This window comes from Streptomyces sp. NPDC051976 (assembly GCF_040680795.1).
In the GTDB taxonomy this organism is placed as follows: Bacteria; Actinomycetota; Actinomycetes; order Streptomycetales; family Streptomycetaceae; genus Actinacidiphila.
The window spans coordinates 1-22,022 of sequence record NZ_JBFAXL010000049.1; the positions used below are offsets into that span (position 1 = coordinate 1).

Sequence of the window (22,022 nt, forward strand, 5' to 3'; positions counted from 1 at the left end):
GCCCCATGGGGGCCGGTGGTGACCTGCAGCCCGGTCATGGGCTGGTCGCGCAGTTCCCCGCGCCCCTTTCGGGGCGCGACGGGTCAGGCCTGGTCGGCGTCCTCTTCCGTGGCCTCGGGGGCCTCGGCGGCGGCGTCGTCGCCGTCCTCGTCCTCGTCGTCCGAGAGGTCGACGACCTCACCGTTGGTGTCGGTGACCTTGGCGGACTCGACGACCACGGCGAGCGCCTTGCCGCGGGCGACCTCGCCCACGAGCATCGGCACCTGGCCGCCCTCGACGACGGCCTGGGCGAACTGGTCGGGGGACATGCCGGAGGTGGCCGCGCGGCGCATGAGGTGCTCGGTGAGCTCCTCCTGGTTGACCGACAGCTTCTCCTTGTTGACCAGCTCGTCCAGCAGGAACTGGGTCTTGATGCCCTTGACCGCCTGGGTCTCGAGCTCCGCGTCGTGCTCCTCGGCGGTCTTGCCCTCGCGCTCCAGGTACGTCTCCCAGTTCAGGCCCATGGCCGGGAACTGGTGGTGCTCCAGATTGTGCTTGCGGGTCTCGATCTCGTCCTTGAGGAGCTTCTCCGGGATCGGCACCTCGGCCAGCTCGATGAGCGCGTCGAGGACCTTCTCCTGGGCCTGGGTGGCCTGGTCGTACTCCTTCATGCGCTCCAGCCGCTTGCGGCTGTCGGCGCGCAGCTCCTCCAGCGTGTCGAACTCGCTGGCGAGCTGGGCGAAGTCGTCGTCCAGGGTGGGGAGTTCACGGGCCTGGACGTCGGTGACGTCGACCTTGACCTCGGCCGCCTTGCCCGCAGCCGAGCCGCCCTTCAGGTCGGAGGTGAAGGTGGCGGTGCCGCCGGCCTCCAGGCCGATGACGGCCTCGTCGATGCCGTCGAGGAGTTGGCCGGAGCCGATGGTGTAGCTGACGCCCGTGGCGACGCCGTCCTCCAGCACCTCGCCGTCGACCGACGCCTCGAGGTCCACGACCACGACGTCGCCCTCGGCGGCGGGGCGGTCGGCCTTGGTGGTCGAGGCGAAGCGGTCGCGGAGCTGCTCCAGCGAGGTGTCCACGTCCTCCTCGGACACCTCGATGGCGTCCACGGTGACCTCGATGCCGGAGTAGTCCGGGATCTCGATCGCCGGGCGGATGTCCACCTCGGCGGTGAACTTCAGCTCGTCACCGTCGTTGAACTCGGTGATGTCGACGTCGGGCTGGCCGAGCACGTTCAGCTCGCCCTCGTTGACCGCCTCCGTGTAGAACTTCGGCAGCGCGTCGTTGATGGCCTCTTCGAGGACCGCGCCACGGCCGAACCGCTGGTCGATGACGCGCGCAGGGATCTTGCCCTTGCGGAAGCCCGGCACCGTGACCTGCTGGTTGATCTTCTTGTACGCCGCGTCGAGGCTGGGCTTGAGCTCCTCGAAGGGCACCTCGACAGTGAGTCGAACCCGGGTCGGGTTCAGAGTCTCGACGGCGCTCTTCACGGTTGGGTCTCCTTGGGGGCTTTACGTTGAGTGGGGGCGACCCGCGCTGGATCCGCCTGGACCCAGCACCCGGCCATGCCGAGCACGAGGTCGCCAGCGGCCCATCCTACCGGTACCACAAACGTGCCGGATCGGGTCTTTCGACCTCGGGCCCGGGGCCCGCGGAACTGCTGGTCGGGGTGGCCGGATTCGAACCGACGGCCTTCCGCTCCCAAAGCGGACGCGCTACCAAGCTGCGCCACACCCCGCTGGTGCGACACGTAGAGTACATGCCCTGGTACGCGTGGGCAGCCGGTATTACCCCGCCGGTTCACCGGTTCGACCGGCTACTATCCGGTGTGCCACAATCACTGGCGAATAACCGGCACTGCGGGCGTAGCTCAATGGTAGAGCCCTAGTCTTCCAAACTAGCTACGCGGGTTCGATTCCCGTCGCCCGCTCCACAGACGTACGGCCCGGCACCGGGGAGAGATCCCCGGTGCCGGGCCGTCGTCGTTTCTGGCCGTCGTCGTTTCGGGCGGGCGGGGGTGGGCAGCGGGGTGGGGGGCGGGGTCAGTCGACCGGGACGCCCTGGGGGTCCTTGATGCGCTTCATGATCATCTGGGAGTTGACGTCGCTGACGCCCGGGAGCGAGATGAGCTTGTCGGTCCAGAAACGCTCGTAGGCGTCGGAGTCGGCGACGGCGATGCGCAGGAGGCAGCCGGGGGCGCCGTAGAGGCGGTAGGCCTCGACGACGTCGGGGGTGGACTGGACCTCGGCCTCGAAGGCGGCGACGGAGGCGCGGTCGCGGTGGACCTCGACGGAGGCGAAGACCTCGAAGCCGCGGCCGACGGCGGCGGGGTCGACGACCGCGCGGTAGGTCTGGATCACCCCGTCGTCCTCCAGTTGCCGGACGCGGCGCAGGCAGGGAGAGGGGGTGAGGCCGACGCGCTGGGCCAGCTCCTGGTTGGTCAGCCGACCGTCGGCCTGGAGTTCGCGCAAGATTCGTCTGTCGATGGCGTCCATGGCAGCAGTATCTAGCACATAGTGGCTGGATACTCGCCGGTATTAGCAATCATATAGCGGTTCTATGCGCATATTATTGCACCATGTGACCAGTGGGTACGTGTAGACGTGAAAACGACGCGGCCCGCGGGCACGAAGCGGATCGGCAGCGGACACTTCAGATGGAGGCGAGGGCATCGTGCGACACGTCGTGGTCATCAGCACCGGGGGCACCATAGCCAGCCGATGGCAGGGCGACGGGTACGCGGCTGAGGCGGCCGGGCAGGAGGTGCTCGCCGCGGGCGCGGTGCCCGAGGACGTCGAGGTGCGGGTGGTGGACCTGTTCACCGTCAACAGCTCCCGGCTCACCACCGACCACCAGCTGCGGCTGCTGCACGCGGTGCACGAGGTACTGGCCGACCCCGCGGTCGACGGTGTGGTGGTCACCCACGGCACCGACACCCTGGAGGAGTCCGCCTTCTTCCTCGACCTCTTCCACGGCGACCGCCGCCCGGTGGTCTTCACCGGCGCCCAGCAGCCGCTGGACGCGACCGACGGCGACGCGGCCGGCAATCTCTACGACGCCCTGCTGACCGCGGCCACCGGCCGCGACATCGGCGCGGTGATCGTCTTCGCGGGCCAGGTCTTCGCCGCCCGCGGCACCGTGAAGCAGCACACCGTGGACGCGCGCGCCTTCGGCACCCCCGACGGACTGCCGCTGGGCCGGGTCGAGTTCGGCCGGGTGACCTGGGGGCGGCGCCGCCCGCGCCCCGAGCCGCTGCCGATGCCCGAGGTGGGCGTGGTCCCGCCGCGGGTGGACATCGTGATGCACCACAGCGACGGCGACACCGTGCTCTTCGACGCCTCGCTGGCCGCGGGCGCCCAGGGCGTGGTGCTGGTCGGCACCGGGGCGGGGAACGCCAACCCGCAGGTCGCCGAGGCCGTACGCCGGGCGGTGGAGTCCGGGGTCCAGGTCGCCGTCAGCACCCGGGTGGCGGCGGGCGCCGTGGCCCCGCTCTACACCGGCGGCGGCGCGGTCGACCTGGTGGCGGCCGGAGCACTGCTGGCGGGCACCCTGCGCCCCGGCCAGGCGCGGATCGCGCTGCTCGCGACCCTGCTCGCGACGCGTGCGAGCGGCAGCGGCAGCGACGACGCCGCCGCGGTCCTGCGCCGCGTCCTGGAGGCGGCGCCGCAGGCGATCCCCGCCTCAGAGCTTTATCTGGTTGATGGTGTCGGCAAGTGACGTCAGGAAACGGTTGACCGACGGCGCCATGTTGGTCGAGGCCAGGAAGAAGCCGAAGAGCGCCGCGACGATCGCCGGGCCCACCTTGATGGACTTCCCCCTGATCATGACCACCAGGATGATCGCCAACAACAGCACTACGGACAGGGAGATGGCCACGACGGTTCACTTCCTTCTACGGTTGCCACACCGGTCCGGGAGCCACTCCAGGCACCCCCGCCTCGCCCGGTCCCATGGTGCCACCGAGGACCGACACTCGGGGCCACGAAGGCCCGTTGCCCATAGTCCCATTCCCGCGCGCTAGTCGCGGCACACCACGAGCAACGCCCGGTCGTCGTTGACGTCCTTGGCGACCGCTTCGATCAACCGCCAGGCGGAGCCGCGGAATCCGGTGGCGACGAAGCGGTCCGCCTCGCCGATCAGGCGGTCCATGCCCTCCGAGATGTCCTTGTCGGCGCTCTCCACCAGCCCGTCGGTGAACAGCAGAAGCACGTCGCCGGAGCGCAACGTGCCCTTGACGCCGTGGAATTCGGCGCCGTCGTAGACACCGAGCAGCGGCCCCTCGGCCGCCTTCTCCTCCCAGCGGCCGCTGCCCGCGTGCAGTTGCATCCCCGGCAGGTGCCCTGCCGACAGCAACTCGTAGTCGCCGCTCTCCAGATCGAGGACGAGGTGCACGGAGGTCGCGAAGCCCTCGTCCCAGTTCTGCCGCAGCAGATAGCCGTTGGCGGCGGTGAGGAAGGAGTGCGGCGGCAGGGAGCCCAGCAGGCCGCCGAAGGCGCCGCTCAGCAGCAGCGAGCGGGACGCGGCGTCCATGCCCTTGCCGGAGACGTCGGTGAGCACCGCCTCCAGGGTCCGGCCGCCGACGGAACCGCGGGTGGCGACCACGAAGTCGCCGGAGAACGACTGTCCCCCTGCGGGCCGCAGCGCCATCTCGGCGTGCCAGCCGGCGGGCAGCCGCGGCAGCCTGCTCTGCACCCGGATGCGTTCCCTGAGGTCGAAGAGCATGGTGTGGCCGCGCCGCCACGGCACGCCGACCCGCGCCCTGAACTGGGCGATGACCAGCCCGGCGAGCGCCACCGCGGTGACCACCAAAACGGTGCCGGGGGTGACCCTGGCCGGGCCCTCGCGGTACGGGCCGAGCGCCGCGGACTCGGCGACCAGCGCGGCGGCGGAGGCCGCGTACAGCAGCAGGAGGCTGGAGGGGCGCAGCAGCAGGCCGCCGGTGAGGATCGGCAGGACGAGCGCGCTGGGCGGGCACCACACGGGCGTGCACACCGTGGTGTACGCCAGCGCCGGGACGGTCAGCACCAGGACGGTCAGCGCGAGCCAGTCGGAGGCGCCGCCGCGGAAGTAGTCGACCGCGGACCTGCGCACGCCGAGCCGCGCCCGGCGCAGCCATCTGCGCCACCGAAGCCGGAACCCGTCGACCGCCGCCCCTTTTGCCATGTCCCGGCGACCCTATCCATCGATCGCCCCGCCGTGCAGACCGGATGGCCACCGACCTGCCCGGGGACCGTGAGAAATACGCTCGCCCACAGCCGTGGCGGCTGGTAGGCAGGAGGTATGACGACGGATGTGCGGGTGCTTGAGCCGGGGCAGTGGGACGAGTTCTACGGCCGGTTGGAACGGGCCTTCGGCGGTCCCCCGGACGCTCCAGAGGAGCGTGCGGTGTGGCGCCAACTGACGGAGATCGAGCGGTCGTTGGTGGTGATGGACGACGGCGGGATCGTCGGTACCGCGGGCGCGTTCTCGTTCCGTGTCACCGTGCCCGGCGGGACGGCCGTGGACGCTCCGGGCGTGACCATGGTCAGCGTCCAGCCCACCCACCGCCGCCGCGGGGTGCTCACCGCGATGATGCGGCGGCAGCTCGACGACTTCCGGGCCGCCGGGGAGCCCTTCGCGGTGCTCACCGCCTCGGAGCCGGTGATCTACGGCCGGTTCGGCTACGGCATCGGCTCCCGGCAGCTCTACGGCACGATCGACACCACCCGGGTCACGATCGGCGGGCCCGCGGGCGCCGACGCGGTGCGGATGCGGCTGGTGCCCCAGGAGGACGCGCTCGACGTCTGCGAGCGGATCTACGCCCGGACGGTGCCGACCCGGCCCGGCATGCTCGCCCGGCAGCCCGGCTGGGAGCTGCGCCCGCTGCTCGACCCGCCGAGCGGCCGGGACGGCGCGGGCGAGCTGCTGTGCGTGGTCGCCGAGGTGGACGGCGAGGTGCGCGGTTACGCGCGGTACTCGGTGAAGCCGTCGTGGAGCATGGCCGGGTCGGACAGCACGGTCAAGGTGCGCGATCTGGAGGCGCTCGACCCGGTCGTCCAGGCGGCGCTGTGGCGCTATCTGGCCGCCATCGACCTCACCTCCAAGGTGGCCTTCTGGAACCGCCCGGTCGACGACCCGCTGCTGCACCTGGTCTCAGACGTACGCCGCTGCGAGCTGGGCTTCCGCGACAGCCTCCACGTACGCCTGGTGGACGTGGGCGCGGCGCTGGCCGCGCGGACGTACGCGGCGCCGGTGGACGTGGTGTTCGACGTCGAGGACGCCTTCTGCCCGTGGAACGCGGGCACTTGGCGGCTGACCGGCGACGCCAAGGGCGCCTCCTGCGAGCGCACCACGGACCCGGCCGATCTGGCCCTGTCGGTACGGGAGTTGGGCGCGGCCTACCTGGGCGGGCCCACGCTGCGGTCGATGGCGGGCGCCGGGCTGGTGGCCGAACTGCGGCCGGGCGCGCTGACGGAGGCCTCCACGGCCTTCCGCGGCGACGTCGAGCCGTGGCTGCCGCACGGCTTCTGAAGTAGCGGCCCGGGGCGGCTCAGCGCTGGCAGCGCGGACACCAGAAGAGGTTCCGCGCCGCCAGCACCTGGGTGCGCACCTCGGTGCCGCAGACCAGGCAGGGCAGCCCGGTGCGCCGGTAGACGTACACCTCGCCGCCGTGGTCGTCCACGCGCGGCGGGCGGCCCATCGCCTCCGGGGTGTGCTCGGGCCGTACGGTGTCGATCCGGTTGGTGCGGACGCCCTCGCGCATCAGCGCCACCAGGTCGGACCAGAGCGCGTCCCACTCGGCGCGGCTCAGGTCGCGGCCCGCCCGGTACGGGTCGATGCCGTGCCGGAACAGCACCTCGGCGCGGTAGACGTTGCCGGCGCCCGCGATCACCTTCTGGTCGAGCAGCAGCGCGGCCACGCTCACCCGTGACCGGGAGATCCGCGCCCAGGCCCGGTCGCCGTCGTCGCCGTCGCGCAGCGGGTCGGGGCCGAGCCGGTCGTGTATCGCCTGCTTCTCGGGACCGGTGATCAGCGCGCAGACAGCCGGGCCGCGCAGGTCCATGGTCCGCTCGCCGCGGATGCCGCCGGTCAGCCGCAGCCGGACGGTGTCGCTGACCGGCCCGTCGAAGGTGACCTTGCCGATCAGGCCCAGGTGGATGTGGACCCAGCCGGTGTCCTCGAACCCGAGGAACAGGTGCTTGCCGTGGGCGTCCACGCCGTCCAGCACGACGCCGTCGAGCAGCGCCGCGCTGTCGGCGAACTTCCCCTGCGGGCTGGCCGCCCGCACCTGCCACCCGGCGAAGCGCTCCAGGCAGTCCTGGGCGAGCCGGTGGATCGTGTGCCCTTCGGGCATCGGCCGCGTCAGTCCTGCTGCGGGTGGTGCGCCGGGACCGGGGGCAGCTCGCGGGTCGTCTCGTACGCCGTGAGCATGTCGATACGGCGCTGGTGGCGCTCCTCGTGCGAGTACGGGGTGGCGAGGAAGATCTCGACGAACTTCGTCGCCTCGTCCTGGGTGTGCATCCGGCCGCCGACGCTCAGCACGTTGGCGTCGTTGTGCTCGCGGGCGAGCGAGGCGGTCTGCTCGCTCCACGCGAGCGCGGCGCGTACGCCCTGGACCTTGTTGGCGGCGATCTGCTCGCCGTTGCCGGAGCCGCCGATCACGATGCCGAGGCTGCCGGGGTCGGCCGCCGTCCGCTCGGCTGCCCGCAGGCAGAAGGGCGGGTAGTCGTCGACCGCGTCGTAGATGTGCGGCCCGCAGTCGACGGGCTGGTGGCCGTTGACGGTGAGCCACTCGACGAGGTGGTTCTTGAGTTCGAAACCGGCGTGGTCGGAGCCGAGGTAGACGCGCATGGCGCTGAGTCTTTCATGGCGCGTACCCGGGGGCCGGGTCGCCCTCGTAGTGCGGCGAGCCCTGTGCCCCGAAGGGGCGCGGGGAACTGCGCGACCAGCCGTCGCGCTCCTGCAGGTCACCACCGGCCCCAATGGGGCAGACGCGTTGTCTTCGGACCACCGGCCGGTGGGGGCGGGCCGCGCAGTTCCCCGCGCCCCTTCGGGGCACTCCGGTGCCTGGTCCTCCGCGAGCGCAGCGCGCCTCAGGTGCGGGCGTGGAAGAAGGTGCGGATGTCGGCGGTGAGAAGTTCGGGCTGCTCCATGGCGGCGAAGTGGCCGCCGCGTTCGTAGGTCGTCCACTGGACGATGTTGTTGGTGCGGTCGGCGATGTGCCGCAGTGGAATGAAGTTGTCGTGGGCGAAGTCGGCGAGGGCGGTGGGAGTGGTGGACGGCTCGGGCGGACTGCCCCAGTACTCGGCGTGGGCGCGCTCGTAGTAGGCGCGGGCGGAGGAGCCCGCGGTGGCGGTGAACCAGTAGAGCGAGACGTTGGTGAGGAGCTGGTCGCGGTCGACGGCGTCCTCCGGGCGGTCCCGGGAGTCGGTCCACTCCTTGAACTTCTCCGCGATCCAAGCGAGTTGGCCGACGGGGGAGTCGGTCAGCGCGTAGGCGAGGGTCTGCGGGCGGGTGGCCTGGAGATCGGCGTAGCCCTGCCGCTCCGCGGTCCAGCTCCGGGTGCGCTCCCAGGAGGCGAGGGTGCGCTCGCGCTCGGCCGGGCTGAGAGCGGCCAGCTCCTCGGCGTCCGGTTCGCGCGAGGCGGCGCCGCCCGGCAGCAGGTTGAGGTGGACGCCGATCACCCGGTCGGGGTGGGAGCGGCCGATCTCGCGGGAGATCGCCGCACCCCAGTCACCGCCCTGGACGCCGTAACGCGGGTAGCCCAGCCGCTCCATCAGCACCGCGAAGGCCGCCGCCATCCGGTGGAACTCCCAGCCGGTCTCGCGGGTGGGGCCGGACAGCCCGAAGCCGGGGATGCTCGGCAGCACCAGGTGGAAGGCGTCGGCCGGGTCGCCGCCGTGGGCGCGCGGGTCGGTCAGCGGGCCGACGACATTGGTGAACTCCACGAGCGAGCCCGGCCAGCCGTGCGTCATCAGCAGCGGCGTGGCGCCGGGCTCGGGGGACAGGATGTGCGCGAAGTGGACGTTCGCGCCGTCGATCTCGGTGGTGAACTGCGGCCAGGCGTTGAGCGCCGCCTCCGCCGCCCGCCAGTCGTAGCTGTGCCGCCAGTAGTGCGCCAGCTCGCGCAGATAGCCGCCGGGGATGCCGTACGCCCAACCCACGCCCGGCAGTTCGTCGGGCCAGCGTGTGCGGTCGAGACGGTCGTGCAGGTCGTCGAGGTCGCGCTGCGGGATGTCGAGGCGGAACGGGCGGAGGGTGCCGGCGGCTGCCGCGCTGGTGTCTGTCACGTGGGCGGATGCTACGTCGTGGCGGCGGCGGGGGCCTCCGGGTTTATGCCGCGTCCAGGATCGCGGCCACCGCCGGGTCGCGGACGGTGACGACGTCGAAGAGGGTGAGCGCCTCGAGGGCGGGCTTGAGGTCGCGGATGGCGTCGGCGATGACCTGGTAGTCGGGCGTGCCGGGCTCCAGCCCGGCCAACGCCTTGGCGTTGGCGATGAAGGCGGCGATCGAGCCCTTGCGGACGAACATGCCCTGGAACTCACCGCCTTCGACGCCGTCCGCGAGGACATCCGCGGCGGTGGTGGGGGTGACGGTGGCGCGGGGCTGCCGGGTCTCGGACATGGTGACTCCTTCGATGCGAGAAGCGTGCCGCTTGCACGCTTTCGATGGCATGACCGTAGCACGAATGCGTGCCGCTGGCACGCATTCGCGTAGGATCGGCCCATGCCCAAGGAATCCGGCCCCCGGCCGTCGTCGTCCCGTCCCGCCGCGGCCCGCGTCGAGGCGTCCCTCGGCCTGCTGTTGCGCCGCGGCACCCGCGCGGTGCTCTACGAGAACCTGATCCGCGGGCTGCCCGGCGTCACCGAGACGACGTACCCGGTGATCAGCGGGATCGCCCGGCTGGAGCCGGTCAGCAGCAGCCGCCTGGCCGACGAGATCGGCATCGACCGCACCGCGACCACCCGCTACGCCAGCCGCCTGGAAGCCGCGGGACTGATCGCCCGCACGCCCGACCCCGCGGACGCGCGGGCCACCCTCCTCTCCCTCACCGACCAGGGCCGCACCACCATCGGCACCTGCCGCGACCGGCTCACCGAGCACCTCACCGACCTGCTCTCCCGGTGGTCCCCGGCCGAACAGGACGTCTTCGCCGCCGTGTTGGAGGACTTCGTGGGGCAACTGCGGTCGGAGACCGGCGGTCAGTTGGGGTAGGTGAACTCGTCGGCCGGACCGGCGGGGGACAGGTAGCCGTTGACCAGGACCCTGACGTCCCTGACCACGCTCTTGGGCGAACCGGAGGCCGGCGCGTCCGCGGTGATCTGCTGGGTCTTCGGGTCGTACGAGACGTTCGTCGCGGTGTTCTTGCCGAAATACACCGTGGGATTGGCGGCGAAGCCCACGCCCTTGATCGTGACCTTCGTCTTGAGGGCCCCCGAGGTCGGGTTGATGCTGGTGACCGTCACGGGTGCGGGCCCGCCGTAGGCGAACTGCGCGGTCGGGACGGCCGGAGAGGTGCCCAGGTTGTTGGTGACCCGGACCGACACGACGCCGAGCCCGGCGGGTGCGAACGCGGACATCTGGGTGTCGCTCAGGGCGTGGCAGCGCGTGCACGGGGACGTCCCGAAGTCGACCACGCAGTCCTTGGTGAAGCCGAAGCCGTTGACGATGATCTCGTTGCCCTCCTGGCCGACAGTGGCGCTGAGCGAGGTCACCACGGGGGCGGCGGTCAGTTGGGGCGCCTTCAGCAGGTCCAGGTAGGTGGAGTTGGCGTGCTGGGCGGCGACCTGGGCCAGGAAGTCACCGACCGAGGGGTTGATCGCCGCGGGGTCGTAGGGCTTGTAGTTCCCGGGGTTGAGCTGGATGACGTTGCTCGGCTGGACGTAGGCGTTCGGCCCGGTGAGGCCCTCCAGGGTCGGGATGAGGCCCTCGGCGACCTCGAAGTTCGCCTTCGGTCCCGGCGGGGGGTACCAGCTCGCGGCGGTGCTGAGGCTCTCCCACGCCAGCGGCACCATGTCGTACGCGTTGACGTACCCGTCGTTCACCGCCCAGTCCACCTCGTTGAACTGCTTGGCGAAGTCCGCGAGACCCGCGGTGGGCGCGGCGAAGGTGAGCACCCCGAACTTCGGTGCGGTCGTGCCCCAGGGGCGCGACTGCAGATACACGGCGAGCATCGTCGCCAGACAGCCGCCGAGGCTGTGGCCGATCACGAACACCGTCGCCCCGGGAGGCGCGCCGCTCCCGGCGAGGGCGGAGGCGACCGCCTGCTCCAGGGTGCCGATCGTCGGACCCAGCGTGTTGCTCATCCGCATGAGCTGGGTGAACGCCGCCATGGCGCCCTTCGACACGGAGGTCGGCGGCGCCGTCGTGCTCCCGATGTTGAACGGGACCACGGTGCCGACGTCGAGGTCCTCCATCATGTCGACGGCGTTGGCGTTCGTCCCGCGGACCACCACCGCGAACTGGTTCGCCCCCGAGGTGTTCTGCACCAGATACGCCATGTTCGCGTTGTCCGGGCTCAACGCGAGCCACCTGAGCTGCCACACCCCCAGCGTCGTCAGCCGGGTGTCCGCCAACTGCTGCTTCACGCCGTACGTGATGCGCTGCTCCTGCGCCGTCAGGGTCTCCCCCGACGGCCGCGGGTCCGCCGCCGTCGCCGCGATCGCGGCCAGCGTCATGGCCGCCCCCGGCGTCATGGGGGCGGGTGATTGATCCGTCATGGTCACTCCTCGTATGCGTGCTCGGACGTGTGCTCGATTTCCGAACAGACAAATGGGTCGTAACCCAACGTAATCACCGACCGGCCCCCGGGAGGCCGTGTCGGGCCTCCGGCAGCCCGAGACCAGGCCATTGGCCTAGGGGCCTCGACGGCCGCCGTGACTGGGCCTCAAGTTCTGCTCAGATGTGGGTTGGGCCCGCCCGCCGGCGCGCACACTGCGGATACGAGGCAGTCACGTAGGCGGACGGGGGTACGGAATCATGAGCATGAAAGCGTGGCTTTCCAAGAAGGGCGGCCGACTGCTCGACATGGTGTCGGAGCGGCGCAGGCTGGCGAACTACACGGACCCCGAGGCGCATCGCCGGGTGGCGCCGGACCAGGACTCGCGGCTGCCCTCCAACTACACGCGGCCGCCGGTCCCGCCGACGGGGCCCTTCAACTGATGCCCTCCCGCTAGGAATTCCCTGCGTCGTAGTGCTCGCGGTGGGTGAGGACCTCGTCCATGTGGGTCTGGGCCCAGTGCCTGAGGCCGCGGGTCATGTGGTGGAGGGAGAGGCCGAGGTCGGTCAGCTCGTAGGTGACGGTGACGGGGACCGTGGGGGTCACGCTGCGGGTGAGGAGGCCGTCGCGTTCGAGGGAGCGCAGGGTCTGGGTCAGCATCTTCTGGCTGACCCCGACCAGCAGCCGGGCGAGCTCGGAGTAGCGCATCGCCCGCGGGGTGGGCGACGCCCCGGACTGCTCGGGCGTATCACCGCCCAGTGCGCACAGGATCAGGACGACCCACTTGTCCGAGATCCGGTCCAGGAGCTGACGGCTGGGGCACACCGCCAGGAACGCGTTGTACTCCGCCTTGGCCTGCGCCTGCTGGGCCGCCTTCGTCGTCGCCACCGCTCTCACCTTTCACCCTCCGGGGGAGTTACGCACTTCAGGGTACCTACTTCCCCATGGGAAGCAGCTCTCCCACACTGGTGCGAGGGGGCCGGAGACACCGCCCCCACCGCCCCACCGCCCCTGGCGAGAAGCGAAAGGCACCACGATGACCACCCCCTCCGCACCCCTGCCCGGCGGAACCTGGACGTTCGGCGACACGACCGTCACCCGGTTCGGCTACGGCGCGATGCAGCTCGCCGGGCCGTGGGTCATGGGGCCGCCCGCCGATCACGACGGCGCCGTGGCGGTGCTGCGCGAGGCGGTCGCCCTCGGGATCACCCACATCGACACCAGCGACGCCTACGGACCGCGCGTCACGAACGAGCTGATCCGCGAGGCGCTGCACCCTTACCCGGAACCGCTGCTCATCGCCACCAAGGTGGGCGCGACCCGCGACGCACAGGGCGGCTGGCCCACCGCCCGGCGCCCCGAGGAGCTGCGCGAGCAGGTCCACGCGAACCTCGAATCCCTCGGCATCGAGGCCCTCGACCTGGTCAACATGCGCATGGGCGACGCCCTGGGCACGCAGCCCGGCTCGCTCGCCGAAGCGTTCGGGACGCTCGCCGACCTCCAGCGCGAGGGCCTGATCCGCCACCTCGGCGTCAGCAACGTCACCGTGGAGCAGGTCGCCGAGGCACGCGGCATCGCCCCGATCGTGTGCGTGCAGAACCATTACAACCTCGCGCACCGCGAGGACGACGACATGGTGGACCACCTCGCCGCCGACGGCATCGCGTACGTGCCGTACTTCCCGCTGGGAGGCTTCACGCCGCTCCAGTCCGAGGCCCTTTCGCAGGTCGCGAACCGGCTGGAGGCGGCGCCGATGGCGGTCGCGCTGGCCTGGCTCACGCGGCGCTCGCCCAACATCCTGCTCATCCCCGGCACCTCGTCCACCGCGCACCTGCGCGAGAACATCGCGGGCGCCGGGCTCGCCCTTACGGACGAGGACATGGCCGCGCTGGACAAGATCGGCCGCTGAGCCCGTACCGGCTAGTCGTCCAGGGCGTGGAGCTGGTCGAGGAACCAGCGGGCCGGGGGGAGGGCGGTGGCGGCGGCCGCGAGGCGCTTGGTGCGGTCGGCGCGATCGGAGGCGGGGAGGGTGAGGGCGGAGTGGAGGGCGGCGGCGGTCGCGCGGATGTCGTAGGGGTTGACGACGAAGGCGTCGTCGCCCAGCTCGGCGAAGGCGCCCGCCTCGCGGGACAGGACCAGGGCCACGCCGCGGTCGGAGACGACCGGCACCTCCTTGGCGACCAGGTTCATACCGTCCCGGATCGGGTTCACCAGCGCCACGTCCGCCAGGCGGTACGCGGCCAGCGAGCGGGCGAAGTCGTCGTCGACCTTCAGCAGCACCGGCTGCCAGTCGGCGGTGCCGTAGTCCGCGTTGATCGCCTCGGCCACCCGGCCGACCTCCGCGGTGTACTCGCGGTAGACCGCCAGATCCTGGCGCGAGGGGTACGCGAAGGCGACATGCACCACGCGCCCGCGCCATTCCGGGTGCTCGTCCAGGAGCTGCCGGTACGCGAGCAGGCCGCGCACGATGTTCTTGGACAGCTCGGTGCGGTCGACCCGGACGATCAGCTTCCGCTCGGCGCCGGTCTCGGCCCGCAGCGTGGCGATCCGGTCCGCCACGTCGGAGCGGTGCGCGCGCTCGCGCAGGAAGTCCGGGTCGGCGCCCAGGCCGTGCACGCCCAGCCGTGTCGTACGGCCGCGGTAGGTGACCGCGTGCCCGTCCTCCGACAGCTCGGCGCCGAGCACCGCGACACAGCACGCGGCGAAGGCGTCGGCCCAGCGGCGGGTGAGGAACGCGGCGCGGTCCGCGCCGAGGATGCCCTCCAGCACCTGCGCGGCGACGTCGTCGGGCAGCATCCGGTAGTAGTCCGGCGGCGCCCACGGGGTGTGCGTGAAGTGGCCGATCCGCAGGTCGGGGCGGCGCTCGCGGAGCAGCGCCGGGACCAGGGACAGGTGGTAGTCCTGCACCAGCACGTGCGCGCCCTCGGCGGCCTCCTCGGCCAGCGCGTCCGCGAAGGCCGTGTTGTACGCCTCGAAGGACGCCCACTGGGCGCGGAAGTCCTCGTCGAAGACGGGTTCCAGCGGGGTCTGGTAGAGCAGGTGGTGCACGAACCACAGCACCGAGTTCGCGATGCCGTTGTACGCCGCCTCGAACACGTCCGGCGCGATCGCGATCATCCGCGAGCCGGGCTCGGCCACGCCCTGCCGCACCGCCTCCCGGTCACCGTCGCTCAGGGCCGCGCACACCCACACCGCGCCCGCGTCGTCCCCGATCGCGCTCAGCCCCGACACCAGGCCGCCCCCGCCGCGTCTGCTGCGCAGGGCTCCCGTCTCGTCCACGCTGTACGTCACCGGGCCTCGGTTCGACGCGACCAAAATCCGCGCACCGGCGCTCTTCACCATGCGGCGAGCCTAGCCCCCCGGGCTCCCCCTCAAACGTCCCCGGCCGCGCCGCGTGTGGCGCACGGTGCGCCCGTGACGCGCCCGGCTGCGCCGGAGTGCCCCGATAGGGGCGCGGGGAAGCGCGCTGCGCTGGCGGAGGCCCAGGCACCGGACGTGCCCCGTCAGGGGCGCGGGGAACTGCGCGACCAGCCCATGACCGGGCTGCAGGTCACCACCGGCCCCAATGGGGCAGACGCGTTGTTTTCGGACCACCGGCCGGTGGGGGCGGGCCGCGCAGTTCCCCGCGCCCCTTCGGGGCACTACGCGGCGTGGCGGGCCACGTATTCGTGGATGTCGAGCATGGGGGGACGTTCGTCGGTGTCGACCGGGTGGGTGTGGGGGGCGAAGCCGCGGTCGGTGAGGTGGAACTGGGTGAGGCGGGGACGGACGAGGTGGGCGCGGGAGAGCCGCTGCTGGGCGGTGCGGTAGATGGCGGCAGCCATACGGCCAAGGGCCTGCCCGTCCTGGTGCCGGTGGTGGCGGACGCCCACGTCCACCTGGGCGAGCGCGTCGAGCCCGACCAGCCCGAGGGAGTCGATGAGCATCGCCAGCTCGACCCCGTAGCCCACGGGGAAGGACAGCCGTTCCAGAAGCGTGCGGCGCGCCGCATACTCGCCGCCGAGCGGCTGCACGAAGCCCGCCAGCCGCGGCCAGTGCAGATTCAGCAGCGGCCGGGCGACCAGCTCGGTGACCCGCCCGCCCCCGTGCGGCACGACCGCCCCGTCCGTCTCCAGCGGCCGGTCGTACATCGCCTTGACGAGCTGCAGGCCGGGATCGGTGAGCAGCGGCCCGACGATCCCCGACACGAAGCGCGAGTCGAACTCGCGCAGATCCGCGTCGATGAAACAGATGATCTCGCCGCTGGTCACCAGCAGTGACCGCCAGAGCACCTCACCCTTGCCCGGCACGGCCGGCAGCCGCGGCAGGATCTCGTCCCGCCGCACCACCCGGGCCCCGGCGTCCGCCGCCACCCCCGCCGTACGGTCGAGGGAGCCGGAGTCGACCACGATCAGCTCGTCGACGAGCGGCACCTCGGCGGTCATGAGGTCGCGGCGGATGGCGGTGACGATCTCGCCGACCGTCTCCTCCTCGTCCAGCGCGGGCAGCACGACGCTGACGGTGCCCTGCGCCCCCGCCGCCCGCTTGGCCGCGAGCAGCGCGTCCAGCGGCCGGTCGGCCGCGGTCCAGGACCGCTCGGCCAGCCACCGTTCCACCTCGTCCAGCACGTGCGGGTCTCCCTCTCGGCCTGGTGTTGTATCCATCTCGCGGTTCGGACGACTATCTCAACTGTCACGCTCGTCGGTTACAGTCTTGAACAACGCGTAAGAGCCCGGCATGCCGGGGTCGCCACGCGCACAAACGCCCGGATGCGTCATCCGGTGCCATACCGCTCATCCAGAGGGGCAGAGGGAACGGCCCGTTGAAGCCCCGGCAACCCTCCCGCCGACCGCGAGGTCACACGGTGGGGAAGGTGCCAATTCCGTCTTGTGGCGATGTCCGTCACAAGGAAGATGAGGAGAAAGGGCCTCGCCATCATGGCTGTGCAGACCGTCGCCGCCGACACCACCACCCCCTTCGGACCCGCCGCGGCGCTCTCGTGCCGCGAGTGCGGCACCCGCTTCCCGCTGAGCCCGATCTTCGCGTGCCAGGAGTGTTTCGGCCCGCTCGAAGTCGCCTACGACCTGCCGCTCGGTGACCCGGAGTCGCTGCGCAAGCGGATCGAGGCCGGGCCCACCAACATCTGGCGGTACGCGCCGCTGCTGCCGGTGCCCGCCGACGTCGCCGACAAGCCCAATCTGAACCCCGGATGGACCAAGCTCGTCAAGGCCGACAACCTGGCCCGTGAGCTGGGCATCACCGGTGGCCTGCACATCAAGGACGACTCCGGCAACCCGACGCACTCCTTCAAGGACCGCGTGGTGGCCATCGCACTGGAGGCCGCCCGCACCTTCGGCCTCACCACCTTGTCCTGCTCCTCCACCGGCAACCTGGCCGGCGCGGTCGGCGCCGCCGCCGCCCGCGCGGGCTTCCGCTCCTGCGTGTTCATCCCGCACGACCTGGAGGCGGGCAAGGTCGTCATGGCCGCGGTCTACGGCGGCGAGCTGGTCGGCATCGAGGGCTCGTACGACGACGTGAACCGCTTCTGCTCCGAGCTGATCGGCGACCCGATCGGCGAGGGCTGGGGCTTTGTGAACGTGAACCTGCGCCCGTACTACGGCGAGGGGTCCAAGACGCTGGCGTACGAGATCTGCGAGCAGCTCGGCTGGCGGCTGCCGGACAACCTGGTCGTCCCGATCGCCTCCGGCTCCCAGCTCACCAAGATCGACAAGGGCCTGCAGGAGCTGATCAAGCTCGGCCTGGTCGAGGACAAGCCGTACAAGATCTACGGGGCCCAGGCCGAGGGCTGCTCGCCGGTGTCGGTGGCGTACAAGGCCGGTCACGACGTCGTACGCCCGGTGAAGCCGGACACGATCGCCAAGTCGCTGGCGATCGGCAACCCCGCCGACGGGCCGTACGTGCTGGACATCGCGCGGCGCACCGGCGGAGCCGTCGAGGACGTGAACGACGAGCAGATCGTGGACGCCATCAAGCTGCTCGCCCGCACCGAGGGCATCTTCGCCGAGACCGCGGGCGGGGTGACGGTGGGCGTGCTGAAGAAGCTCATCGAGACCGGGCAGCTCGACCCGGCCGCCGAGACCGTCGTGCTGAACACCGGCGACGGACTGAAGACCCTGGACGCGGTGGCGCCCACCACCGGGCCGACCGCGACCATCCGCCCCACCCTTGCCGCGTTCCGAGAGGCTGGCCTCGCATGAGTGCTTCTGTTCGTATCCCCACCATTCTCCGTACCTACACCGGCGGCCAGGCGGAGGTTCCGGCCGACGGGGCGACGCTTGCCGAGGTCATCGAGTCGCTGGAGAAGAATCACGCGGGCATTTCCGGGCGGGTTCTCGACGACACCGGAAAACTCCGTCGTTTCGTGAACGTTTATGTCAACGACGACGATGTCCGTTTTTCCGAAGGACTTGACACGGCCGTTCCGGACGGCGCGAGCGTGTCGATCATTCCGGCGGTCGCGGGCGGCTGAGTACGGCCGTTGAAGGAGTCTTCACGGTGCGCTGAAGACGTACGGAAGGCGTACTGAAGGCGTCACGGTTACCGGCAGTCACCAGAACCGAAATGTGCCCCGTTCACCCTTTGCGGTGGATGGGGCACCGGTCTGTCCGGGCTCCGTCGGGGGTCGCAACGGGCCTACGCGGGGCGGTAGTTGAAAACTTGTACAGTTGCCGGGGGCAAGTTGCCACCCCTGTGGTTGGTGCGGCGATTTATCGCCAAATTCACGTGACGAATGTCCTGAAGGTGCTGTATGTCCGGTCCGAGATGCCCCGTCATAAGCACCTTTCCTGTGGTATTTCGGATCGATCACGCCAGGAATTCTCGTCCAATTGACCTGTTGCACTGGGCATCCGTGCAGATACATTCAGCCGCGGTCGACGCGTTCCGGCGCACACCCCCCAGGGGTCTCCTTGCCACCGGTAAGGGGTCCAACGGCGGGTGAGGTCTGACCCGGACCCGCGGAGTGCGGGGCCGCGATAGGGCCAGTAATAGGGGAGTTAGGAATGGCTCAGGGCACCGTCAAGTGGTTCAACGCGGAGAAGGGCTACGGCTTCATCGCGGTCGACGGTGGTGCGGATGTTTTCGTCCACTACAGCGCGATCCAGATGGACGGTTACCGCACCCTCGAAGAAGGCCAGCGAGTCGAGTTCGAGATCTCGCAGGGTCAGAAGGGGCCGCAGGCGGACATGGTCCGGCTGGCCGGCTGACAGCTCCGGCGCGTTCGGCCACCGACGCGACGCACTCACGCCGAAGGGTCCGTACCTCAGCCGAGGTGCGGGCCCTTCGTGCGTCCCGGACGTCCCGGTGCGTCACGCGGCGGGCACGGCGAGTGCCGGGCAGGGGCCTGGAGTTATCCACAGGCGCTTGCACTCGATGGGGTCGAGTGCTAATCATTGGCGTTAGCACTCTACGAGTGAGAGTGACAGAAGGACTGGGTCGGTGAGGCCCGCTCGGCCGTCGGAAAGGAACCGGCGACCAGGCTGGCCGTCCGTCGCGGGCGCCACGCGGTCCGGAGCAATCCACCCCTCCCCCGCTACCGCGGTGCGGGGGGACCCCCAGGGAGGACCACTTCACATGGCAAAGATCATCGCGTTCGACGAGGAGGCTCGGCGCGGCCTTGAGCGCGGGATGAACCAGCTCGCCGACGCCGTCAAGGTCACCCTTGGTCCCAAGGGCCGGAACGTCGTCCTTGAGAAGAAGTGGGGCGCCCCCACGATCACCAACGATGGTGTGTCCATCGCCAAGGAGATCGAGCTGGAGGACCCGTACGAGAAGATCGGCGCCGAGCTGGTCAAGGAAGTCGCGAAGAAGACCGACGACGTCGCCGGTGACGGCACGACGACCGCGACCGTCCTCGCCCAGGCCCTGGTCAAGGAAGGCCTGCGCAACGTAGCGGCCGGCGCCAACCCGATGGCCCTCAAGCGCGGCATCGAGAAGGCCGTCGAGGCCGTCTCCGCCGCCCTGCTGGAGCAGGCCAAGGACGTGGAGACCAAGGAGCAGATCGCTTCGACCGCCTCCATCTCCGCCGCCGACACCCAGATCGGCGAGCTGATCGCCGAGGCCATGGACAAGGTCGGCAAGGAAGGCGTCATCACCGTCGAGGAGTCGCAGACCTTCGGGCTCGAGCTCGAGCTCACCGAGGGCATGCGCTTCGACAAGGGCTTCATCTCCGCCTACTTCGCCACCGACCTGGAGCGGATGGAGGCGTCGCTCGACGACCCGTACATCCTGATCGTCAACTCCAAGGTCTCCTCGGTGAAGGACCTGCTCCCGCTGCTGGAGAAGGTCATGCAGTCCGGCAAGGCGCTGCTGATCATCGCCGAGGACGTCGAGGGCGAGGCGCTGTCGACCCTGGTCGTCAACAAGATCCGCGGCACCTTCAAGTCCGTCGCCGTCAAGGCCCCGGGCTTCGGTGACCGCCGCAAGGCCATGCTCGGCGACATCGCCATCCTCACCGGTGGCACGGTCATCTCCGAGGAGGTCGGCCTCAAGCTGGAGAACGCGGGCCTGGACCTGCTCGGCCGCGCCCGCAAGGTCGTCATCACCAAGGACGAGACCACCATCGTCGACGGTGCCGGTGACACCGACCAGGTCGCCGGCCGGGTCAACCAGATCCGCGCCGAGATCGACAACAGCGACTCGGACTACGACCGCGAGAAGCTCCAGGAGCGCCTGGCGAAGCTCGCGGGCGGCGTGGCCGTCATCAAGGCCGGTGCCGCGACCGAGGTCGAGCTGAAGGAGCGCAAGCACCGCATCGAGGACGCGGTGCGCAACGCGAAGGCCGCCGTCGAGGAGGGCATCGTCGCCGGTGGTGGCGTGGCCCTGCTGCAGGCCACCGCGGTGTTCGAGAAGCTCGAGCTCGAGGGTGACGAGGCGACCGGTGCCAACGCGGTCAAGCTCGCGCTGGAGGCCCCGCTCAAGCAGATCGCCGTCAACGGTGGTCTCGAGGGTGGCGTCATCGTCGAGAAGGTGCGCAACCTGCCGATCGGGCACGGTCTGAACGCCGCGACGGGTGAGTACGTGGACATGATCGCCGAGGGCATCATCGACCCGGCGAAGGTCACGCGTTCCGCGCTGCAGAACGCGGCGTCCATCGCCGCGCTCTTCCTCACCACCGAGGCCGTCATCGCCGACAAGCCGGAGAAGGCCGCTGCCGGCGGCGCCCCCGGTGGCATGCCGGGCGGTGACATGGACTTCTGATCTGGCGATCAGAAGCCCACTGGCTGCACCACAGCGGTGCTCTCCTCCCTCCGGAGGGGGGCACCGCTGTGTTTTCCCCACCCGCCCGCCCTTTGTCCTCAAGCGCCGGACGGGCTGAAAGATGCTTCTGGAGGGGCGCTGCCTCGGGCCTTGTCCTCAAGCGCCGGACGGGCTGGGTTTTGCTTCTGGACGGCTAGCCGCGGGCGGTGTTGAGGGCGGTGCGGAGGTGGCCGTTGGAGGCGGTGAGGAGGCGGGTGGCGGTGGGGGCGTCGATGTGGGCGAGGAGGGTGAGGATGGCGGGCTTGACCTCGCCGTCGGTGGCGCGGAGGGCGGCCTCGATGGCGGCGTCGCCCGCGCCGGTGGCGAGGGCGACGATACGGCGGGAGCGGGCCCGCAGCTTCTCGTTGGAGGCGCGGACGTCGACCATGAGGTTCCCGTAGGTCTTGCCGAGCCGGATCATGGTGATGGTCGAGAGCATGTTGAGGACGAGCTTCTGGGCGGTGCCCGCCTTGAGCCGGGTGGACCCGGCGACGAGCTCCGGCCCGACGACGACCTCGATCCCGTGGTCGGCGGACGCCGCCAGCGGGGAGTTGGCGTTGCAGGAGAGCCCGACGGTGAGCGCCCCGGCGGCCCGCGCGTGCTCGACGGCGCCGACGGCGTAGGGGGTCCGGCCGGAGGCGGAGATGCCGACAACGCTGTCGGCGTCCGTCAGGCCCAGCTCGTCGAGATCCGCCGCGGCCAGCTCCTTGCTGTCCTCGGCACCCTCGATCGAGGTGATCATCGCCGTGGGCCCGCCCGCGATGAGCCCGATGACCTCCTTGCCCGGAGTGGTGTTGAAGGTCGGCGGGCACTCGCTCGCGTCGAGTACGCCGAGCCGCCCGGCCGTACCGGCGCCCGCGTAGATCAGCCGCCCGCCGCGCGCCATCCGGGCGGCGATCCCGTCGATGGCGGCGGCGATCACGGGCAGCTGCCCGGCGACGGCGGTCGGCACGGTGACGTCCTCACCGTTCATCGTCCGCGCGATCTCCAGGGTCGGCATCCGGTCGATCTCGGCGAGCTCGGGCCGGATCGCCTCGGTGGTGAGGGTCTCCAGCTCGCGGCGCAGCTCGGTGTAGTGCGACATATGCGGCTCGTTCATCCTTCTACTGTG

Annotated in this window: 22 protein-coding genes, 2 tRNA genes and 1 riboswitch; of the genes, 10 read left to right on the forward strand and 14 right to left on the reverse strand. The window is 70.8% G+C overall.

The genetic code is table 11. From position 1 onward, the window contains the following. Positions 1 to 83: 83 nt before the first annotated feature. Positions 84 to 1,466 (reverse strand): trigger factor, encoded by a 1,383-nt coding sequence (gene tig, locus AB0M29_RS34215; protein WP_365390011.1) that lies wholly within the window; start codon positions 1,464 to 1,466, stop codon positions 84 to 86. Between the two features lie 171 nt (positions 1,467 to 1,637). Then, positions 1,638 to 1,714, reverse strand: a tRNA-Pro gene (locus AB0M29_RS34220). A 121-nt stretch (positions 1,715 to 1,835) separates the two neighbouring features. On the opposite strand from AB0M29_RS34220, the gene AB0M29_RS34225 reads away from it, so the two are divergent. Then, positions 1,836 to 1,909: transfer RNA gene (locus tag AB0M29_RS34225), tRNA-Gly, on the forward strand. A gap of 109 nt (positions 1,910 to 2,018) precedes the next feature. Here AB0M29_RS34225 and AB0M29_RS34230 read toward each other — a convergent pair. Next, positions 2,019 to 2,471: an Lrp/AsnC family transcriptional regulator gene (locus tag AB0M29_RS34230; protein WP_365390014.1), complete on the reverse strand. Its 453-nt coding sequence runs from the start codon at positions 2,469 to 2,471 to the stop codon at positions 2,019 to 2,021. A gap of 178 nt (positions 2,472 to 2,649) precedes the next feature. Here AB0M29_RS34230 and AB0M29_RS34235 point away from each other — a divergent pair, with 178 nt between their 5' ends. Continuing rightward, complete coding sequence (locus tag AB0M29_RS34235; protein ID WP_365390015.1) at positions 2,650 to 3,693, forward strand: asparaginase; 1,044 nt, start codon at positions 2,650 to 2,652, stop codon at positions 3,691 to 3,693. Here the strand turns inward: AB0M29_RS34235 and AB0M29_RS34240 are convergent. Together AB0M29_RS34240 and AB0M29_RS34245 are read right to left on the reverse strand one after the other, a co-directional pair. Further along, positions 3,658 to 3,852 carry a hypothetical protein gene (locus AB0M29_RS34240; protein WP_093715861.1) on the reverse strand — a complete coding sequence of 65 codons (195 nt, stop codon included), beginning with the start codon at positions 3,850 to 3,852 and terminating at the stop codon, positions 3,658 to 3,660. The two genes, AB0M29_RS34235 and AB0M29_RS34240, sit on opposite strands and share 36 nt — an antisense overlap. 141 nt (positions 3,853 to 3,993) lie before the next feature. Beyond that, positions 3,994 to 5,139 carry a PP2C family protein-serine/threonine phosphatase gene (locus tag AB0M29_RS34245; protein ID WP_365390018.1) on the reverse strand — a complete coding sequence of 382 codons (1,146 nt, stop codon included), beginning with the start codon at positions 5,137 to 5,139 and terminating at the stop codon, positions 3,994 to 3,996. A gap of 117 nt (positions 5,140 to 5,256) precedes the next feature. Between AB0M29_RS34245 and AB0M29_RS34250 the strand changes: the two genes are divergently transcribed. Then, positions 5,257 to 6,486 carry a GNAT family N-acetyltransferase gene (locus AB0M29_RS34250; RefSeq protein WP_365390021.1) on the forward strand — a complete coding sequence of 410 codons (1,230 nt, stop codon included), beginning with the start codon at positions 5,257 to 5,259 and terminating at the stop codon, positions 6,484 to 6,486. 19 nt (positions 6,487 to 6,505) lie between these two features. Here the strand turns inward: AB0M29_RS34250 and AB0M29_RS34255 are convergent, their stop codons facing one another. The 4 genes from AB0M29_RS34255 to AB0M29_RS34270 form a co-directional block, all read right to left on the reverse strand. Further along, positions 6,506 to 7,309 carry a DNA-formamidopyrimidine glycosylase family protein gene (locus AB0M29_RS34255; RefSeq protein WP_365390023.1) on the reverse strand — a complete coding sequence of 268 codons (804 nt, stop codon included), beginning with the start codon at positions 7,307 to 7,309 and terminating at the stop codon, positions 6,506 to 6,508. An 8-nt stretch (positions 7,310 to 7,317) separates the two neighbouring features. Next, entirely contained in the window at positions 7,318 to 7,806 is a 489-nt protein-coding gene (locus tag AB0M29_RS34260; protein ID WP_365390025.1) for a ribose-5-phosphate isomerase, read from the reverse strand. A gap of 242 nt (positions 7,807 to 8,048) precedes the next feature. After that, a complete protein-coding gene (locus AB0M29_RS34265) occupies positions 8,049 to 9,245 on the reverse strand; it encodes an epoxide hydrolase family protein (protein ID WP_365390028.1) in 1,197 nt (398 codons plus the stop codon). Positions 9,246 to 9,288: 43 nt separating this feature from the next. Then, a complete protein-coding gene (locus AB0M29_RS34270; RefSeq protein ID WP_365390030.1) occupies positions 9,289 to 9,579 on the reverse strand; it encodes a hypothetical protein in 291 nt (96 codons plus the stop codon). 102 nt (positions 9,580 to 9,681) lie between these two features. Between AB0M29_RS34270 and AB0M29_RS34275 the strand changes: the two genes are divergently transcribed. Further along, the gene (locus tag AB0M29_RS34275; protein WP_365390031.1) at positions 9,682 to 10,170 is read left to right on the forward strand and encodes a MarR family transcriptional regulator; all 489 of its coding nucleotides are present in this window, start codon (positions 9,682 to 9,684) and stop codon (positions 10,168 to 10,170) included. On the opposite strand, the gene AB0M29_RS34280 is transcribed toward AB0M29_RS34275, so the two are convergent. Then, positions 10,158 to 11,675, reverse strand: a complete 1,518-nt coding sequence (locus tag AB0M29_RS34280; protein WP_365390034.1) for an IPT/TIG domain-containing protein — start codon at positions 11,673 to 11,675, stop codon at positions 10,158 to 10,160. The two genes, AB0M29_RS34275 and AB0M29_RS34280, sit on opposite strands and share 13 nt — an antisense overlap. A 265-nt stretch (positions 11,676 to 11,940) precedes the next feature. On the opposite strand from AB0M29_RS34280, the gene AB0M29_RS34285 reads away from it, so the two are divergent. After that, complete coding sequence (locus AB0M29_RS34285) at positions 11,941 to 12,117, forward strand: hypothetical protein (RefSeq protein ID WP_365390036.1); 177 nt, start codon at positions 11,941 to 11,943, stop codon at positions 12,115 to 12,117. Between the two features lie 10 nt (positions 12,118 to 12,127). Here the strand turns inward: AB0M29_RS34285 and AB0M29_RS34290 are convergent, their stop codons facing one another. After that, a complete protein-coding gene (locus AB0M29_RS34290) occupies positions 12,128 to 12,562 on the reverse strand; it encodes a helix-turn-helix domain-containing protein (protein ID WP_365390038.1) in 435 nt (144 codons plus the stop codon). A gap of 148 nt (positions 12,563 to 12,710) precedes the next feature. Between AB0M29_RS34290 and AB0M29_RS34295 the strand changes: the two genes are divergently transcribed. Next, positions 12,711 to 13,583, forward strand: a complete 873-nt coding sequence (locus AB0M29_RS34295; protein ID WP_365390040.1) for an aldo/keto reductase family oxidoreductase — start codon at positions 12,711 to 12,713, stop codon at positions 13,581 to 13,583. 11 nt (positions 13,584 to 13,594) lie between these two features. Here the strand turns inward: AB0M29_RS34295 and AB0M29_RS34300 are convergent, their stop codons facing one another. Both AB0M29_RS34300 and AB0M29_RS34305 read right to left on the reverse strand, forming a co-directional pair. Further along, positions 13,595 to 15,016 carry a trehalose-6-phosphate synthase gene (locus AB0M29_RS34300; RefSeq protein ID WP_365390042.1) on the reverse strand — a complete coding sequence of 474 codons (1,422 nt, stop codon included), beginning with the start codon at positions 15,014 to 15,016 and terminating at the stop codon, positions 13,595 to 13,597. Positions 15,017 to 15,315: 299 nt separating this feature from the next. Further along, positions 15,316 to 16,281, reverse strand: a complete 966-nt coding sequence (locus tag AB0M29_RS34305) for a glucosyl-3-phosphoglycerate synthase (protein WP_365390044.1) — start codon at positions 16,279 to 16,281, stop codon at positions 15,316 to 15,318. A gap of 162 nt (positions 16,282 to 16,443) precedes the next feature. After that, positions 16,444 to 16,573, forward strand: a riboswitch (SAM riboswitch). 17 nt (positions 16,574 to 16,590) lie between these two features. Here AB0M29_RS34305 and thrC point away from each other — a divergent pair. The 4 genes from thrC to groL all read left to right on the forward strand — a co-directional run bounded on the left by thrC (position 16,591) and on the right by groL (position 20,872). Then, on the forward strand, positions 16,591 to 17,871 hold the full coding sequence (gene thrC, locus AB0M29_RS34310) for a threonine synthase (protein ID WP_365390046.1): 1,281 nt from the start codon (positions 16,591 to 16,593) through the stop codon (positions 17,869 to 17,871). After that, on the forward strand, positions 17,868 to 18,143 hold the full coding sequence (locus AB0M29_RS34315; protein ID WP_365390049.1) for a ubiquitin-like small modifier protein 1: 276 nt from the start codon (positions 17,868 to 17,870) through the stop codon (positions 18,141 to 18,143). Before thrC ends, AB0M29_RS34315 begins: the two co-directional genes overlap by 4 nt. A 532-nt stretch (positions 18,144 to 18,675) precedes the next feature. After that, positions 18,676 to 18,879 (forward strand): cold-shock protein, encoded by a 204-nt coding sequence (locus AB0M29_RS34320; RefSeq protein WP_009339379.1) that lies wholly within the window; start codon positions 18,676 to 18,678, stop codon positions 18,877 to 18,879. A gap of 367 nt (positions 18,880 to 19,246) precedes the next feature. Beyond that, positions 19,247 to 20,872, forward strand: a complete 1,626-nt coding sequence (gene groL / locus AB0M29_RS34325) for a chaperonin GroEL (protein ID WP_365390052.1) — start codon at positions 19,247 to 19,249, stop codon at positions 20,870 to 20,872. A 193-nt stretch (positions 20,873 to 21,065) separates the two neighbouring features. On the opposite strand, the gene murQ is transcribed toward groL, so the two are convergent. After that, on the reverse strand, positions 21,066 to 22,010 hold the full coding sequence (gene murQ, locus AB0M29_RS34330) for an N-acetylmuramic acid 6-phosphate etherase (RefSeq protein WP_365390054.1): 945 nt from the start codon (positions 22,008 to 22,010) through the stop codon (positions 21,066 to 21,068). Positions 22,011 to 22,022 lie beyond the last annotated feature (12 nt).

Bases quoted from the DNA above. Each gene is read 5' to 3' on its own strand.
- AB0M29_RS34260 (WP_365390025.1), bottom strand. From the start codon at position 7,806: ATGCGCGTCTACCTCGGCTCCGACCACGCCGGTTTCGAACTCAAGAAC.
- AB0M29_RS34245 (WP_365390018.1), bottom strand. From the start codon at position 5,139: ATGGCAAAAGGGGCGGCGGTCGACGGGTTCCGGCTTCGGTGGCGCAGA.
- AB0M29_RS34280 (WP_365390034.1), bottom strand. From the start codon at position 11,675: ATGACGGATCAATCACCCGCCCCCATGACGCCGGGGGCGGCCATGACG.
- AB0M29_RS34230 (WP_365390014.1), bottom strand. From the start codon at position 2,471: ATGGACGCCATCGACAGACGAATCTTGCGCGAACTCCAGGCCGACGGT.
- AB0M29_RS34295 (WP_365390040.1), top strand. From the start codon at position 12,711: ATGACCACCCCCTCCGCACCCCTGCCCGGCGGAACCTGGACGTTCGGC.
- AB0M29_RS34255 (WP_365390023.1), bottom strand. From the start codon at position 7,309: ATGCCCGAAGGGCACACGATCCACCGGCTCGCCCAGGACTGCCTGGAG.
- AB0M29_RS34250 (WP_365390021.1), top strand. From the start codon at position 5,257: ATGACGACGGATGTGCGGGTGCTTGAGCCGGGGCAGTGGGACGAGTTC.
- AB0M29_RS34285 (WP_365390036.1), top strand. From the start codon at position 11,941: ATGAAAGCGTGGCTTTCCAAGAAGGGCGGCCGACTGCTCGACATGGTG.
- murQ (WP_365390054.1), bottom strand. From the start codon at position 22,010: ATGAACGAGCCGCATATGTCGCACTACACCGAGCTGCGCCGCGAGCTG.
- AB0M29_RS34320 (WP_009339379.1), top strand. From the start codon at position 18,676: ATGGCTCAGGGCACCGTCAAGTGGTTCAACGCGGAGAAGGGCTACGGC.
- AB0M29_RS34275 (WP_365390031.1), top strand. From the start codon at position 9,682: ATGCCCAAGGAATCCGGCCCCCGGCCGTCGTCGTCCCGTCCCGCCGCG.
- AB0M29_RS34300 (WP_365390042.1), bottom strand. From the start codon at position 15,016: ATGGTGAAGAGCGCCGGTGCGCGGATTTTGGTCGCGTCGAACCGAGGC.
- thrC (WP_365390046.1), top strand. From the start codon at position 16,591: ATGGCTGTGCAGACCGTCGCCGCCGACACCACCACCCCCTTCGGACCC.
- AB0M29_RS34315 (WP_365390049.1), top strand. From the start codon at position 17,868: ATGAGTGCTTCTGTTCGTATCCCCACCATTCTCCGTACCTACACCGGC.
- AB0M29_RS34270 (WP_365390030.1), bottom strand. From the start codon at position 9,579: ATGTCCGAGACCCGGCAGCCCCGCGCCACCGTCACCCCCACCACCGCC.
- groL (WP_365390052.1), top strand. From the start codon at position 19,247: ATGGCAAAGATCATCGCGTTCGACGAGGAGGCTCGGCGCGGCCTTGAG.